Origin of the sequence: Streptomyces avermitilis MA-4680 = NBRC 14893, from assembly GCF_000009765.2 — a bacterium.
Taxonomy (GTDB): domain Bacteria; phylum Actinomycetota; class Actinomycetes; order Streptomycetales; family Streptomycetaceae; genus Streptomyces; species Streptomyces avermitilis.
Genome location: NC_003155.5, coordinates 6,642,440 through 6,656,737, shown reverse-complemented (window position 1 = coordinate 6,656,737; position 14,298 = coordinate 6,642,440). Strand labels below are relative to the sequence as shown.

Here is a 14,298-nt window from a genome sequence, read left to right as displayed (position 1 = left end):
TCAGCTCCAGCTGTGGCCGCAGGCCGTGCACACGTAGGAAACACCGCCGTTGTCCCCGAGGACTTGGGCAACGTGGGCCGAGCCGCAGGAAGGGCAGTCGAGGAGGGCGGCTCTCTTCCGGGTCGCCGCCACTGCGAGGAGATCGTGGATCTCCCCGCGGATGCTCGCAGGCATCGCTACTCCCTCCCGTCGGGCCGCGCCCCCTTCCGGCCGTTTGATTCTGCCACGGCCGGAGCAATACGGTCAGCGACGCCTTCGTACCAGTCCGGACACGGCACCCGTCGCGGCCGTCCCGGCCAGCGCGTACATGCACACGAGGAGCGCGTCCGCAGAGGTATACGCCCCAGGTGCCCCAAGTGACTCAAGCCGGTTCAAGAACAGTGTGCCGAAGGCCGCGATGCCGATCAGCTGACCGAGCTGGGTGACCGTGGCGAGCAGTCCGCTGGCGTCTGCCGCGTCCTCGGGCCGCACGGTGGCGAGCGCCGTGGTGAGCGTGGGGCTGAAACCGAGCGCCAGGCCGACCCCGACGCCCGCGAAGGCCGCGTACAGCCGCATTCCGCCGTCTCCGCCGCCGTGCAGCGACCAGCCCACGCCGGCCATGGAGAGCGCGGCGACCGCGAAGCCGGTCGGGATCAGGGCGCCCTGCCAGGAGGCCGGCCAGCTGCGCCAGGTCAGACCCACCAGGCCGAAGACCACCGCGGTCGGCGCGAAGGTCAGCCCGGCGTGCAGCGCGCTGTAGCCGAGACCGCCCTGGACGTGCAGCGTGAGCGCGAACAGGAACCCGGCGTTGACCGCCATCACGGCGATGAGCCGGAGGACCGCCAGGCCGATGCCGGGGTGACGCAGCACCCTCGGAGCGATCAGCGGCGCCCCGCCGCGCCGGGCGAGCCGGGACTCGTACCCGCAGAACAGGACGAAGAACACAGCGGCCGCGGCGAGCGACAGCCAGGACCACAGCGGCCAGTCCTCCTCCTGGCCGAGCACCAGCGGCACGGTGAACAGCGAGACGGCGGCGGCGAGCAGCACCAGACCGGGCAGGTCGAGCCCGCGCGAACGCTCCAGGGCCCGGGCGTCGCCCCGCGGCAGTACGCGGCTGCCGGCGGCCAGGAGCACGATGCCGACGGGCACGTTGACGAGGAACACCGGCCGCCAGCCGGTGCCGAACAGGTCGGCGCTGACGAGGAGGCCGCCCAGCACCTGCCCGGCGGCGGCGCCGGTGGCGAGGACGGCGGAGTAGGCGCCGAGCGCCCGGGCCCGTGCCTCGCCGGTGAAGTTGCGCTGGATCAGGCTGAGCACCTGCGGGATCATCGCGGCCGATCCGGCGCCCTGCACGAGACGGAAGGCGATCAACTCCCCCGTGCCCTGGGCCAGTCCGCAGGCCAGCGAGGCGGCCGTGAACAGCGCGAGACCGGCGAGATGGACGCGGCGGTGGCCGAGCAGGTCGCCGAGGCGGGCGCCGGTGATCAGCAGGACGGCGTACGTGATGGAGTATCCGGCGATCACCAGTTGCAGTCCGGCGCCGGAGGCGTGGAGTTCGGAACCGATCGTGGGTACGGCGACGTTCACGATGAACACGTCGAGCATGGCCATGAACTGGGCCGCGAGCACGACCGCGAGCAGCCGTCCGGGGCGATTGTCAGTGCCAGGGTCTTTACTGGTTGCAGGAGTTGGACCGGGCACGGAACCCGGTCCCGCGGGGGTTGTCGTCGTCATGCCATCGAGCCTGGCGGCGGCCGGATACGGGTAACGAGAGCCCGCCGATGCTGGTACTGACAGCACCTGGCAGCGGACGGCTCGCGGCCCACAATGGATGACGGGGGATGTGACGATGACCACGACACAACGCCGCAGGCCGGAGCTGGCGGCCTTTCTGCGGAGCAGGCGGGCCCGGGTGACACCGGCCGACGTGGGCATGCCGCCGGGCTTCCGGCGCCGCACACCGGGGCTGCGCCGCGAGGAGGTCGCGCAGCTCTCCGGCGTGGGCGTCACCTGGTACACCTGGCTGGAGCAGGGCCGCCCGATCAACGCGTCGCCGCAGGTCCTGGACGCGGTGGCACGCACGCTGCGCCTGGACCATCCCGAGCGCGAGCATCTGTACCACCTGGCGGAGGTGCCCTACGAGCCGGGCCCGGCAGGCCTCGCACAGCAGATCGAGCCGGAGATCCAGGACATCATCGACGCCCTCGACCCTCACCCGGCCGTCGTCTACAACTCGCGCTACGACGTCCTCGCCACCAACCCCGCCTACCGCGACCTGTTCGTGGTGCCGGCGACGATCGAGGTCGCCGCGCCGAACGTGCTGTGGACACTGTTCAGCGTCCCCGAGAAGGACTGCCCGGTGGTGTACCGGGACAAGGAGCTGCCGGTGATGGTGGCCACATTGCGCTCCTCGTACGGCAGACATGTCGGCGAGCCCGCCTGGGAGGACTTCATACGCGGGCTGTCGGCCGTCAGCCCGTACTTCGCCGAGCTGTGGGCGAGCGGTGAGGTGATCCCGCCGGGGCCGCGGGTGAAGACGTTCCGGCACGCGGCGGTGGGCGAGCTGCGGATGACCTCGGTGTCGCTGTCGATCAACGGACTGCCGGAGTGCCGGATCGTGGCGTACACGCCGGAGGACGCGGACGCGCGCAGGAAGGTGGCGGTGCTCCGGGAGCGCAGGGAGAAGCTGTGGCCGCCCTCCGACGGCCACCGTACGGAGACCGCGATTGCCGACGCTGGGTGAGCCGGGGGCAGCAAAAAATCCCGCTCCCTGACGGGAACGGGACCTTCTGTAATCGATCTTTGACAACTCAAGAGTGCGTATCGAGAGTGTCGATCTGTGGAGCTAAGGAGAATTGAACTCCTGACCTCCTGCATGCCATGCAGGCGCTCTACCAACTGAGCTATAGCCCCTTGTGTTCTTCCCGCTCGGCGGGGTCGAACAAGAAGAACTTTAGCCTGCGACCAGCCGGAAAGTGAAATCCGGGTCCCGGCCCGTGATGAGGCTGCGTCAGTCGTCGTCGCCGAGCACCGGCTCCGGCAGCGTGCCCGCGTTGTGCTCCAGCAGGCGCCAGCCCCGGGCGCCCTCACCGAGCACCGACCAGCAGCAGTTGGAGAGGCCGCCCAGGCCCTCCCAGTGGTGGGACTCCAGGCCGAGGAGGCGTCCGATGGTGGTGCGGATGGTGCCGCCGTGGCTGACCACCACGAGCGTGCCGTCCTCGGGGAGCTTCTCGGCGTGCCGCAGCACGACGGGGGCCGCGCGGTCGGCCACCTCGGTCTCCAGTTCGCCGCCGCCGCGGCGGACCGGCTCCCCGCGCTTCCAGGCGGCGTACTGGTCCCCGAACTGGGCGATGATCTCCTCGTGCGTCAACCCCTGCCAGACGCCGGCGTAGGTCTCGCGCAGACCCTCGTCGTGGGTGACATCGAGACCCGTGAGCGCGGCCAGCTCGGTGGCCGTGGCGGCGGCGCGCCTGAGGTCGGACGCCACGATCGCGTCCGGCTTCAGGGAGGCCAGCAGCCGGGCGGCTCGGCGGGCCTGGCCGACGCCGGTCTCGGTGAGCTCGACGTCCGTGGTGCCCTGGAAGCGGCGCTCCACGTTCCAGGACGTCTGGCCGTGCCGCCACAGGATGACGCGGCGGCCCCGGCCCGGCTTCTTCCCGGCGTCAGGACCCACGCCGCTGCTCACCGGAGCTCACCATCCAGTTCGGCGGCCTCCTCCGCGTCCTGGAGCTTGGCGTGCTCGGCGGCCTTGCCGCGCGTCGCCTGGGCGTCGGCGGGCAGCGCCAGCTCGGGGCAGTCCTTCCACAGCCGCTCCAGTGCGTAGAAGACGCGCTCCTCGCTGTGCTGGACGTGCACCACGATGTCGACGTAGTCGAGCAGCACCCAGCGGGCTTCGCGGTCGCCCTCGCGGCGGACGGGCTTGACGCCGAGCTCCTTGTTCAGGCGCTCCTCGATCTCGTCGACGATCGACTTGACCTGGCGGTCGTTGGGGGCGGAGGCCAGCAGGAAGGCGTCCGTGATCGACAGTACGTCGCTGACGTCATACGCGATGATGTCGTGCGCGAGCTTGTCGGCGGCCGCCTGCGCGGCGGTATTGATGAGCTCCAGAGAGCGGTCCGTGGCGGTCACTACAAGGCTTTCGGTCGGCGGTCAGGGGGGTGCGGGGGCGGATGGCGAAGCCACTGATGGAGCCGCCCCCACGCAAAATCACTACCTCAAGGGTCTCACGGACCGCCGACGCCACCCCACGTGATGGACGGAGCACGCCCCGGACCTGCCGGGGCGTGCCGTCGGTCATCCCGTGGAGCCGCTCACCTGGTAGTCCTGGCCGAGGATCACCGAGACGTTGGCGTTCGACGTGACGCTGCCCTTCTTCACCGAGCTGGTGGGCAGGCCCAGGGTCTTGGCGACCTCGATCGCGTTCGCCTTGTCGGCGGCGTCCGCGTAGGTGATCCGGGACAGGGTCTGGGCGGTGCCGGTGCCGGCCTCGACGAAGGTGTAGCCGCCGTTGACCAGGACGACGCGGGCCTTCTCGGTGGCGTCCTTGTTGCCGGTGGCGTTCTTGATGCCGACCCGGACGGCGTCGCCGGCCTGGGGGCTCTTCACGGTGCCGCCGAGCAGGTCCTTGACCACGCTGTCGGTGGTGCTGAGGGTGCCGTCGGCCTGGACCGGCAGCAGCGCGGTCTTGTAGTCGCCGCCCTTGGCGTGGTCGGCGAGCTTGGCGAGGAAGGTTCCGAGGTCCTTGTCGCTCAGGGACGGGTCGAGGATCTGGGCGAGCGTCTGCACGGTGGTCGTGGCGGCCTGTGCGTCGGAGGACAGCTTGCGCAGGACGGCCTGCATGACCTGGCCGAACCGCTCCACCTGGGCGTTCTGGGACTCGCCGGAGGCGCGGTAGGTGGCGTAGGCGACCGCCATCTTGCCGCTGAGAGTCTGGTCGTCGCCCTTCTGCACGAGGGGCGCGGTGCCCTTCTTCTTGGAGTCGGGGTCGGGCACATCGGTGTCGGTGTCGATGTCGATGTTGCCGACGAGTTCGACGAGGTTGTTGAGGTACGGGGTGTCGAGACGCCAGGTGCCCTCGATGTCGGTGCCGAGGACGGTGTCGATCTCGTCGCGGGTGTCGGACGAGCCGTCGTCGTCGACGGACTTGGCGAGCGTGGTCGCGGTGCCGTCCTCGCCCGTCAGGGCAAGGGAGTTGGGCAGCAGGACGGTGGCACCCTGCTTGGTGGTGGTGTTGTTGACGAGGAGTGCGGTGGAGGTGCCGCCGCCCTTGGTGTTGTGCAGGTGGACGACGACCACGTCGCGCTTCTGGGCGCCCGTGGCCGTCGCCGTCCCGGTCTTGGCGTCCGAGGACGTGCCGGGAAGCTTGCCCGCGTACCAGAGGTAGCCGACCCCGCCGACCGCCACCAGGGCGAGGACCACGACCAGGGCGACGACCCGGCTGCGGGCACGGCGCTTGGCCTCCTCGCGTCGTTCGGTGCGGTTCTCGGTGAACTTCAGCCAGTCGATGACGTCTTCGGAGTCGCCGTCGGGCTCCTCGACGAAGGCGAACTGCTCGGTGCCGTCGTCACGGTCGGCGCGGCCGTCACTCTCCGGCCCGCCGTCGGGCGCGGCCTGCGCGGACCGCGTACCGCCCCCCGTTCCGCTCTCCGCCGGACCCGCCTGCTGCGGGATGTACGCGGTCTGCTCGGCGACCCGCGGCTGCTGCCCGCCGGTCGCGGTCCGCCCGTAGGGGTCGTACGCGGTCCCCGTGGAGGCGGTGCCGTACGGGTCGTAGGAGTCGTACGGAGGGACGGCCTGCTGCTGACCGGTGTCATAAGGAGACACAGGTTGTTGTTGACCGGTGTCATAGGACGACACAGGCTGCTGCTGACCGGTGTCGTACGAGGGCGAGGGCTGCTGACCGCCGTTCGCGTACGGGTCGTAGCCGTATCCCTGTTGCTGCTGCTGCTGTTGTTGCTGCTGCTGCTGCCCGGCGTACGGTTCGTACCCCTGGTGGGGCTGCGACGGCACCTGCCGGTACACAGGCTGCCCGAACTCGTCGTAGCCGACGAGCTCGTACTGGTCGCCGCCCGCGTATCCGTCGTATCGGTCGTTCACCGGTGCCCCTCTCGACTCACTCGCCGCGGTACAGCTCACGCTTGTCGATGTAGCGCACCACACCGTCCGGCACCAGATACCAGACGGGGGCGCCGTTGGCGACCCTCGCACGGCAGTCCGTGGACGAGATGGCGAGCGCCGGGACCTCGACGAGCGAGACGCCCCCCTCGGGCAGACCCGGGTCGGCCAGGGTGTGGCCGGGGCGGGTGACCCCGATGAAGTGCGCGAGGGAGAACAGCTCTTCCGTGTACCGCCAGGTGAGGATCTGGCCGAGCGCGTCGGCGCCCGTGATGAAGAAGATGTCCGTGTCGGGGTTGAGGGCGCTCAGATCGCGCAGGGTGTCCGTGGTGTAGGTCGGGCCGCCGCGGTCGATGTCGATGCGGCTGACCGAGAACTGCGGGTTCTCGGCGGTCGCGATGACCGTCATCAGATAGCGGTCCTCGGCCGGGGTGACCTTGCGGTCGGTCTTCTGCCACGGCTGTCCGGTCGGCACGAAGACCACCTCGTCGAGGTGGAACTGCGCGGCGACCTCGCTGGCCGCCACGAGGTGCCCGTGGTGGATCGGGTCAAACGTTCCGCCCATGACGCCGAGGCGGCGCTTGCCCGGATTCGACGGGCCGTTGCCCGGGCCGCGCCGCGCGCCGTGCACCGTGCCACTCGCCGGACCGGTAGGCATGTCCTGCTCTCCCATGCGTGCAGACCCTACCGGCCCGGTCGGCGGACTCTGTTCGACAGGCCCCCGCGAACAGCCGGTATCGGGCCCCGGGGGCGGCCGCAGCCGGGCGCCTGCGGGCGGCCGGGACCGGTCCCCGTGCCGGAAAGCCCCGTACCGGAAGGGCCCTTACCGGAGATCAGCGGTCGCGGTTGAAGCGGGTGGTGATCCACAGCAGGAGCAGCAGGATGACGAGGGCGCCACCGCCGGTCATGTAGGGGCTGAGGCTCTCGTGGTTGCCGCCGTGCTCCTCGCCCTCGGCGGCAAGGGTGACCAACTGGGCAGCGGTGCTGTGGAAGCTCATCTTCGGCAGGACCTATCCGGTGTGGGCGGGATAAAGATGTCGGCTCATCGTAAGCGGGCGCCTGTGGACCGATCACCTCGACTCCGCCGTTGGGGACACGCGTTGCCGTGGGGCCCGTACGGGGGACGGCCCGCGCGGGGCCCGTCAGTCGTCCCGCTTGTAGCCCCGCAGCAGGAACCACGCCGTGAGTACGCAGCCGACGACCATCACGACCAGTACGACGCGGAGCAGGCTGCCCGACCCCTCGCGTTCGGCGGCGCTCGCGGCCTGGGTGAGCCACTCGGCTGTCGGGATGTGTTCCATGACGACGACTCCTTCGCTGTACTGCCCGTCAACGGTATCTCCGCCTAGGCTGGACCCCGCTTCGGGGGCACATTGGGCAAACAGACGCACATGGGGGAACACATGTCCGACGACAGCCATGAGCACAACGGGCACGAGAACGTGCCGAGCAGGCAGCGCAGGCGCTTTGCGGGGATCTCCTCGCGCGCGTACGAACATCCGGCCGACCGATCGGCGCTTGTCGCCCTGCGTAAGCTCAGCGGCTTCGACACGGTCTTCAAGGCACTCAGCGGTCTGCTGCCCGAGCGCAGCCTTCGGCTGCTGTTCCTGTCCGACTCCGTACGGGTCTCGGACGCACAGTTCGCGCACCTCAACGACATGCTGCGGGACGCCTGTTACATCCTGGACCTGGAGAAGGTCCCGCCGATGTACGTCAACCAGGACCCACAGCCGAACGCGATGTGCATCGGCCTGGACGAGCCGATCATCGTCGTCACGACCGGGCTCGTCGAGCTGCTGGACGAGGAGGAGATGCGGGCGGTCATCGGCCACGAGGTGGGCCACGCGCTGTCCGGCCACTCGGTGTACCGCACGATCCTGCTCTTCCTGACGAGCCTGGCGCTGCGGGTGGCGTGGATCCCGCTGGGCAGCCTCGCGATCATGGCCATCGTGACGGCCCTGCGCGAGTGGTTCCGCAAGTCGGAGCTGTCCGCGGACCGCGCGGGTCTGCTGGTCGGCCAGGATCTGCGGGCCTCGATGCGCGGTCTGATGAAGATCGCGGGCGGCAACCACCTGCACGAGATGAACGTGGACGCGTTCCTCGCGCAGGCCGAGGAGTACGAGGCCGGAGGTGACCTGCGCGACTCCGTGCTGAAGATCCTCAACGTCCTCCCCCGTTCGCACCCCTTCACCACGGTCCGGGCCGCCGAGCTGAAGAAGTGGGGCGAATCCCGCGACTACCAGCGGATCATGGACGGTCACTACCCGCGCCGGACCGAGGACAAGGACGCCTCGGTCAGCGACTCCTTCCGGCAGTCGGCGGCCAGCTACGCCAGCGACGTGAAGAACTCCAAGGACCCGCTGATGAAGCTGGTCAGCGACATCGCGGGCGGCGCGGGCGACCTCGGCGGACGGGTACGGCGCGGCTTCGGCGGCTTCGCCGGCAGCTCCCCCGGGGACGCGGGTGGCTCCGCCCAGGACGCCCCGCCCCACGACGCCCACCCGGACGACGAGAGCCCCAACGGCAACGGCTGACCCCGGGGCTCAGGAGGGCCGAGGCCCAGGCCCAGGCTCGGACGGGCCGAGGCCCAGGCCCAGGCGGCCGGATCCAGAAGGGCAAGCCTCACAGCGGTCGGCAGCGGATCCAGCAGATCCGCGCAGTCCGGGCAGTCCGGGCGGATCACACCTTCGGCTGTGCGCTCGCCGCCAGCGAGCCGCACAGGGCCGTGGCGCTGCCGGTCGCGTACGGATCGGTGCCGGCCGGGCCGCCCGCCTTGGCCGTCTGCCCCGCGAGCAGCGGGTGGAGATGGTCCGCCGCGTCCTCCGCGCAGGCGAGCGGCCCGGCCTGGACGTACGAGACGAGCAGCTCGGCCTGGTGCATGCGCAGGTCGTCGCGGTCGAAGCGGAAGGTCAGCTCGCGCCGCACGGTGAACAACGACGTCTGGGCCTTGGTGTCGGAGCCGGTCGGCCGCAGTGCGTACACCAGGGTGTGGTCGGCGGTGACCTCAAGGGTGTCGGAGCTGGTCTCGGCGGCCTGCAGGGTGCCCTGTACGCGGATCTTGCGGTCGGCGAGCTCGGCGCGGGAGGGGTCGAAGCGGACCAGCCAGCCGGTGGGCGCGTGCCGGCCGTCCGCGGCCGGGTGGTCGAAGCTCTGGTCGAACTGGTCGAGCTGTTGCGGGTCGAGCAGGATGCGTACGGGCCGGGTGGCGCCGCCGGTGAGCACTGCCGGGTCGAGCGACGACTCCACGAGGTAGTCCTTGACGGTCGTCAGGGCGGTGACGACCTGGCCGTCGGAGAAGTGCGCGGTACGCCGGGAGGCGGGCAGTGTGATGCCCTCGGCGCCGATGCGGAACTGCGCGGCGGGGCTGTGCGCGTACAGCGCCTCGGCGTCCGTGGCGCCGGGGACGGCGGACTGCGGCGCCAGGGGTATGACCGTCATCCGCAGCGGCTCCACGGGCTGCGCCTTGGGCGTCTGGTACGGGTGGCGGACGCCCATGTAGATCGCGGTGCCGAAGGCGACGGCGATCAGCAGGACGAGTATCAGCGCCTGCCGGGACAGACCGCGGTGGAGGGGCGGCCGGCGCCGTACCGCCGGGGCGTGGTCCCCCATCCGCTCCTGCGCGGAGAATTCCTGGAGGCGGGCAGCACGGACGAACGACTCGTCGAAAACGACGGATCGGTACTCGTCCTCCCCACCTCCGGGAGCGCCCTCGGGTGTCCCCTCCGGTGGGTTTCCAGGCCCGCCCATACCTTCAGGGTAGGTCTCCCGGAGCCCCGGTAAACGCCCTGGTACACGACAAGTTCTGACAGGTTCCCACCAGGATTTCGAACGGGTGTCGAACGGGTGTCGAACCCCGGGTCAGGGCGGGTGCGGGCAGCCTCCGGCCCGCGGAATCTGCGGCTCAGGGCGTGTACGTGGGCCACTCGCGCTCAGGGGGTGCGGGAGGCCACTCGCGCTCAGGGGGTGCGGGGTTCCGCCGACACCGCCGGCGGCGAGTACTCGGCCGAGGCCGAGGGGCCCGTCCCCGTGCCTGTCCCCGTGCCCGCCTCCTGACCTTGCTCAAGGCCCGTCGAGGCAGGCGGCGGGACCTGCTCCTGGCGGCCCGAGGAGGCGCCCCGGTAGACCGCCGCGAAGGCCAGCGCGACCATGCCAACGCCCATCACGAGGGCGAGAATCCAGGCGACCGGGCGGTGCCAGCGGACCTGCCTGCCGTAGGGCCGGCCGTAGGTTCCCGGCGCTCCGTAGCGGCCCTCCAGGACCTCCGTGTCGTCGAGGTCGTCCAGATCCCGGTGGTGGCCGAAATCACCGCCGTCGGGGCCGAAGCCGTCCTCATAGCGCTCGTCGTCACCGCGTACGCCACGGGTGTGCGCCCGGCGCGCCTCGGCCTCCTGCGCTTCCGCGCGGGCCTGGGCGGCCGCCAGGAGGCGTTCGACCGCGGTCGGCTCATGGACCACCGCCGCCCGCACGAAGGCCTCGTCGAAGACCACGGAGGCGAACTCTTCGTCCATACCCCCGCGGTCGCGGTCGTCGTCGGGCTCCCCGCCGTCAGGGAACGACGGCGTGCCCCCCACGTCCTCCGGCACGGATCCAGAGTAGACCTGGGGGGTCAATTTGGGCAGACGGTATGGAAATTCATCCACCTGACGAGACGACTCACAGGTGAGGGTCAGGAAACAGCCGCACCGGTACGCACCAGTAGTCATCAGCACTCACCGGTGTGTCCGCAGCAGCGGCTCAGCGCCGTACGTGACCGTCCCCGGTCACGATGTACTTCGTGCTGGTCAGCTCCGGCAGCCCCATCGGGCCCCGGGCGTGCAGCTTCTGCGTGGAGATGCCGATCTCCGCGCCGAAGCCGAACTCGCCGCCGTCCGTGAAGCGCGTGGACGCGTTCACGGCCACCGTCGTCGAGTCGACCAACTGGGTGAAGCGGCGCGCGGCCTGCTGCGAGGTGGTGACGATCGCCTCGGTGTGCCCGGAGCTCCACAGCCGGATGTGCGCCACGGCCCTGTCGAGCGAGTCGACGACGGCGGCGGCGATGTCGTACGACAGGTACTCGGTGTCCCAGTCCTCGGTCGTCGCCTCGACGACGGTGGCCTTGGAGTCCTTGGCGTATGCCAGCACGCGCTCGTCGGCGTGCACGGTGACCCCGGCGTCCGCGAGGGCGTCCAGGGCGCGCGGCAGGAACTCGGCGGCGATGTCCTGGTGGACCAGGAGCGTCTCGGCGGAGTTGCAGACGCTGGGCCGCTGCGCCTTGGAGTTGATCAGGATGTCGACCGCCATGTCGAGGTCGGCCTGCGCGTCGACGTACACGTGGCAGTTTCCGGTGCCGGTCTCGATGACCGGGACCGTGGACTCCTCGACGACCGTGCGGATCAGGGAGGCGCCGCCGCGCGGGATGAGCACGTCGACCAGGCCGCGGGCGCGCATCAGCTCGCGTACGGAGTCGCGGCTCTCGCCGGGCACGAGCTGCACGGCGTCGGCGGGCAGCCCCGCCCCGCCGACCGCGTCGCGCAGGACGCGTACGAGGGCGGTGTTCGACTCGTACGCGGACGCCGAGCCCCGCAGCAGCACGGCGTTGCCGGACTTCAGGCAGAGCGCGGCCGCGTCGACGGTCACGTTCGGCCGGGCCTCGTAGATGATCCCGACGACGCCGAGCGGCACGCGGACCTGGCGCAGGTCGATGCCGTTGGGGAGGGTGGAGCCGCGGACGACCTCACCGACCGGGTCGGGCAGCGCCACGACGTCGCGCACGTCCGCGGCGATCGCGCGCACCCGCTCCGGGGTGAGCGTGAGCCGGTCGATGATGGCCTCGCTGGTGCCGGCCTCACGGGCCCGCTCGACGTCCTTGGCGTTGGCGGCGACGATTTCGCTCGTACGGACTTCCAGCGCGTCCGCGATGGCGAGCAGCGCGTCGTCCTTCTCGGCCCGCGGCAGCGGCGCGAGGTCCGCGGCGGCGGCCTTGGCGCGGTAGGCGGCCTGGGTGACCGGGGTCATGGAGTCGTACGGCGAAAGCGTGGTCATGAGGGAAGGGTAGTGCGACGGACGGGCCCGTCCACCGGCTATCCCACACCGCGAGACAGGCCCGGAACGGCCATCCGGCCCCTCAAGCCCCCAAGATCACCACGGTTCTCAAGGCCTCCGGAGCCCCCACGGTCCTCAAGGCCCCCACCGTCCCCACCGTCTTCAAGGTCCTCAAGGTCCTCAAGGTCCCCATGGACCTCATGACCCGTCAGAAGGGATGGACTCCGACCGGCGTCGCCGGCAGCGGTCCGTACCCCTCCGCGACCCGGTGGTGGTAGGTCTCGCGGTCGATGACCTCCAGGCCCACGATCTCCCACGGCGGCAGCTTGGCGGTCTGGCGGTGTTCGCCCCACAGGCGCAGCGCGACCGCGGCGGCGTCGTGCAGGTCGCGGGCCTCCTCCCAGTAGCGGATCTCCGCGTGGTCGTTGGCGTAGCGGCTGGTCAGGAGAAAGGGATGGTCGTGGGCGAGCTGTTCGAGGCCGCGCCGTACCTCCTTCAGCGGAGCCTCACCGCCCGAGACGCTGAGCGTGACGTGCCACAGGCGGGGCACCTCCACCGGCTCCTCGCGCTCGTACGAGTCGCCCTCGTACACGTCGCCGTCGTACGTGTCGCCGTCGTATGTGTCGCCGTCGTACGTGTCCCCGGCCGCGACGCTCGTCAGGGCGCGTTCCTCACCGACCGCGCGCGTGGCGCCGACGCTCCGGGAGGTGCCACCATCGCGGGACGCGGCCGCCCCAGGGCGCACTCGTCTCACGACGGCCTCCTTTACGCAATGGTCGTGCGGAATGTGTCCCTGAGACAAAGTTGAGCAGGCGGGAGACCTCCGCGTGGCGGTTTTACGGAACGTCCCCCGCCACGAAGCCGGGATTCGGCCGCGTATGTGTGGCGTCCGTCACGGTTGCAGCAGGACGAGATCGTCCCTGTGTACGACCTCTCGTTCGTACGCGGGACCGAGCTCGCGCGCCAGTTCCCGCGTCGAGCGGCCGAGCAGCTGCGGGATCTCCTTGGCGTCGAAGCTCACGAGCCCCCGCGCCACCGCGCGCCCCTCACTGTCGCGCAACTCGACGGGGTCCCCCGCGGTGAACTCGCCCTCGACCGCGGCGATGCCCGCGGGCAGCAGCGACTTGCGCCGCTCGACGACCGCGCGCACGGCCCCGTCGTCGAGGGTGAGCGCGCCCTGTGGAGTGGACGCGTGCTGAAGCCACAGCAGCCGGTCCGCGGAGCGCTTGCCGGTGGGGTGGAAGTAGGTGCCGGTGTCCCGGCCCGCGAGGGCGTCGGCGGCATGGACCGCGCTGGTCAGCACCACGGGGATGCCGGCCGCGGCGGCGATCCGGGCCGCCTCGATCTTGGTGACCATGCCGCCGGTGCCGACCCCGGCCCGGCCCGCGCTGCCGATCTCCACGTGCGCGAGGTCCTGCGGGCCGTGCACCTGCGCCACCCGCGACGTACCGGGCTTGCTGGGATCGCCGTCGTACACGCCGTCCACGTCGGACAGCAGGACCAGCAGGTCCGCTCGTACGAGGTGGGCGACGAGGGCGGCGAGCCGGTCGTTGTCGCCGAAGCGGATCTCGTCCGTGGCGACCGTGTCGTTCTCGTTCACGACCGGCAGGGCGCCCATCGCGAGGAGCTTGTCGAGGGTGCGGGAGGCGTTGCGGTGGTGCGCGCGGCGGCTGGTGTCGTCGGAGGTGAGCAGCACCTGACCGACGCGGATGCCGTGGCGGGCGCAGGAAGCGGTGTAGCGGGCCACCAGAAGGCCTTGGCCAACGCTTGCGGCCGCCTGCTGCCGGGCCAGGTCCTTGGGGCGCCTGCGCAGCCCCAGGGGCGCCAGACCGGCGGCGATGGCTCCGGAGGAGACGAGGACGATCTCCTTCTCGCCGCCGCTGCGGCTCTTGGCGAGTACGTCCACGAGGGCGTCGACCCGGTCGGCGTCCAGTCCGCCCGCGGCGGTGGTCAGGGACGAGGAGCCCACTTTGACGACGATCCTGCGGGCCTGAGCCACACCCTGCCTTGCCGCTGACACGTCTTCCCCAATGTTCCGAACCGCCCGGTGTCTGCAATCTACGGGAACGCCGGCGTCGGGCGCCGCCGCGTTTCGAGGTGCGGACAGTGACGCCGCGCACCGAACCCGGACCGCGATGTCCGTTTTACGGTGAGTGTTCTCACGAAGATTGCTTGCCGGGCCGC

15 protein-coding genes and 1 tRNA gene are annotated in these 14,298 nt (G+C 70.8%); 2 read left to right on the top strand and 14 right to left on the bottom strand.

Going from position 1 to position 14,298, the window contains the following annotated elements; translation table 11 throughout:
- Both SAVERM_RS43420 and SAVERM_RS28305 read right to left on the bottom strand, forming a co-directional pair.
- Positions 1-174 carry a hypothetical protein gene (locus tag SAVERM_RS43420; RefSeq protein WP_167544201.1) on the bottom strand — a complete coding sequence of 58 codons (174 nt, stop codon included), beginning with the start codon at positions 172-174 and terminating at the stop codon, positions 1-3.
- A 69-nt stretch (positions 175-243) separates the two neighbouring features.
- The gene (locus tag SAVERM_RS28305; RefSeq protein ID WP_242432129.1) at positions 244-1,608 is read right to left on the bottom strand and encodes an MFS transporter; all 1,365 of its coding nucleotides are present in this window, start codon (positions 1,606-1,608) and stop codon (positions 244-246) included.
- Between the two features lie 220 nt (positions 1,609-1,828).
- On the opposite strand from SAVERM_RS28305, the gene SAVERM_RS28300 reads away from it, so the two are divergent.
- Positions 1,829-2,722 (top strand): helix-turn-helix transcriptional regulator, encoded by an 894-nt coding sequence (locus SAVERM_RS28300; protein WP_010986884.1) that lies wholly within the window; start codon positions 1,829-1,831, stop codon positions 2,720-2,722.
- 97 nt (positions 2,723-2,819) lie between these two features.
- On the opposite strand, the gene SAVERM_RS28295 is transcribed toward SAVERM_RS28300, so the two are convergent.
- The 7 genes from SAVERM_RS28295 to SAVERM_RS43410 form a co-directional block, all read right to left on the bottom strand.
- A tRNA-Ala gene (locus SAVERM_RS28295) sits at positions 2,820-2,892 on the bottom strand.
- 97 nt (positions 2,893-2,989) lie between these two features.
- The gene (locus SAVERM_RS28290; RefSeq protein WP_010986883.1) at positions 2,990-3,664 is read right to left on the bottom strand and encodes a histidine phosphatase family protein; all 675 of its coding nucleotides are present in this window, start codon (positions 3,662-3,664) and stop codon (positions 2,990-2,992) included.
- Entirely contained in the window at positions 3,661-4,107 is a 447-nt protein-coding gene (gene rsfS, locus SAVERM_RS28285) for a ribosome silencing factor (protein WP_010986882.1), read from the bottom strand. The genes SAVERM_RS28290 and rsfS overlap by 4 nt, the downstream gene beginning before the upstream one ends.
- Before the next feature lie 165 nt (positions 4,108-4,272).
- Positions 4,273-6,075, bottom strand: a complete 1,803-nt coding sequence (locus SAVERM_RS28280) for an LCP family protein (RefSeq protein WP_010986881.1) — start codon at positions 6,073-6,075, stop codon at positions 4,273-4,275.
- Positions 6,076-6,091: 16 nt separating this feature from the next.
- Positions 6,092-6,766, bottom strand: coding sequence for a nicotinate-nucleotide adenylyltransferase (nadD, locus tag SAVERM_RS28275; RefSeq protein WP_010986880.1), 675 nt, complete (start codon positions 6,764-6,766; stop codon positions 6,092-6,094).
- Between the two features lie 160 nt (positions 6,767-6,926).
- The gene (locus SAVERM_RS43415) at positions 6,927-7,091 is read right to left on the bottom strand and encodes a hypothetical protein (RefSeq protein WP_010986879.1); all 165 of its coding nucleotides are present in this window, start codon (positions 7,089-7,091) and stop codon (positions 6,927-6,929) included.
- 144 nt (positions 7,092-7,235) lie between these two features.
- Positions 7,236-7,394 carry a hypothetical protein gene (locus SAVERM_RS43410; RefSeq protein WP_037645365.1) on the bottom strand — a complete coding sequence of 53 codons (159 nt, stop codon included), beginning with the start codon at positions 7,392-7,394 and terminating at the stop codon, positions 7,236-7,238.
- A gap of 102 nt (positions 7,395-7,496) precedes the next feature.
- Between SAVERM_RS43410 and SAVERM_RS28270 the strand changes: the two genes are divergently transcribed.
- Complete coding sequence (locus tag SAVERM_RS28270) at positions 7,497-8,627, top strand: M48 family metallopeptidase (protein ID WP_010986878.1); 1,131 nt, start codon at positions 7,497-7,499, stop codon at positions 8,625-8,627.
- Between the two features lie 145 nt (positions 8,628-8,772).
- On the opposite strand, the gene SAVERM_RS28265 is transcribed toward SAVERM_RS28270, so the two are convergent.
- The 5 genes from SAVERM_RS28265 to proB all read right to left on the bottom strand — a co-directional run bounded on the left by SAVERM_RS28265 (position 8,773) and on the right by proB (position 14,113).
- Complete coding sequence (locus tag SAVERM_RS28265) at positions 8,773-9,840, bottom strand: SCO2583 family membrane protein (RefSeq protein ID WP_010986877.1); 1,068 nt, start codon at positions 9,838-9,840, stop codon at positions 8,773-8,775.
- A gap of 209 nt (positions 9,841-10,049) precedes the next feature.
- Positions 10,050-10,676, bottom strand: coding sequence for an SCO2584 family spore wall biosynthesis protein (locus SAVERM_RS28260; RefSeq protein ID WP_242432126.1), 627 nt, complete (start codon positions 10,674-10,676; stop codon positions 10,050-10,052).
- A 151-nt stretch (positions 10,677-10,827) separates the two neighbouring features.
- On the bottom strand, positions 10,828-12,114 hold the full coding sequence (locus SAVERM_RS28255) for a glutamate-5-semialdehyde dehydrogenase (protein ID WP_010986875.1): 1,287 nt from the start codon (positions 12,112-12,114) through the stop codon (positions 10,828-10,830).
- Between the two features lie 208 nt (positions 12,115-12,322).
- Positions 12,323-12,859 carry a hypothetical protein gene (locus SAVERM_RS28250; protein ID WP_037645362.1) on the bottom strand — a complete coding sequence of 179 codons (537 nt, stop codon included), beginning with the start codon at positions 12,857-12,859 and terminating at the stop codon, positions 12,323-12,325.
- A 147-nt stretch (positions 12,860-13,006) separates the two neighbouring features.
- Positions 13,007-14,113, bottom strand: coding sequence for a glutamate 5-kinase (proB, locus tag SAVERM_RS28245; protein WP_037645361.1), 1,107 nt, complete (start codon positions 14,111-14,113; stop codon positions 13,007-13,009).
- Positions 14,114-14,298: the final 185 nt, after the last annotated feature.

Bases quoted from the DNA above. Each gene is read 5' to 3' on its own strand.
- SAVERM_RS43420 (WP_167544201.1), bottom strand. From the start codon at position 174: ATGCCTGCGAGCATCCGCGGGGAGATCCACGATCTCCTCGCAGTGGCG.
- SAVERM_RS28300 (WP_010986884.1), top strand. From the start codon at position 1,829: ATGACCACGACACAACGCCGCAGGCCGGAGCTGGCGGCCTTTCTGCGG.
- nadD (WP_010986880.1), bottom strand. From the start codon at position 6,766: ATGGGAGAGCAGGACATGCCTACCGGTCCGGCGAGTGGCACGGTGCAC.
- SAVERM_RS43415 (WP_010986879.1), bottom strand. From the start codon at position 7,091: ATGAGCTTCCACAGCACCGCTGCCCAGTTGGTCACCCTTGCCGCCGAG.
- SAVERM_RS43410 (WP_037645365.1), bottom strand. From the start codon at position 7,394: ATGGAACACATCCCGACAGCCGAGTGGCTCACCCAGGCCGCGAGCGCC.
- SAVERM_RS28270 (WP_010986878.1), top strand. From the start codon at position 7,497: ATGTCCGACGACAGCCATGAGCACAACGGGCACGAGAACGTGCCGAGC.
- SAVERM_RS28265 (WP_010986877.1), bottom strand. From the start codon at position 9,840: ATGGGCGGGCCTGGAAACCCACCGGAGGGGACACCCGAGGGCGCTCCC.
- SAVERM_RS28255 (WP_010986875.1), bottom strand. From the start codon at position 12,114: ATGACCACGCTTTCGCCGTACGACTCCATGACCCCGGTCACCCAGGCC.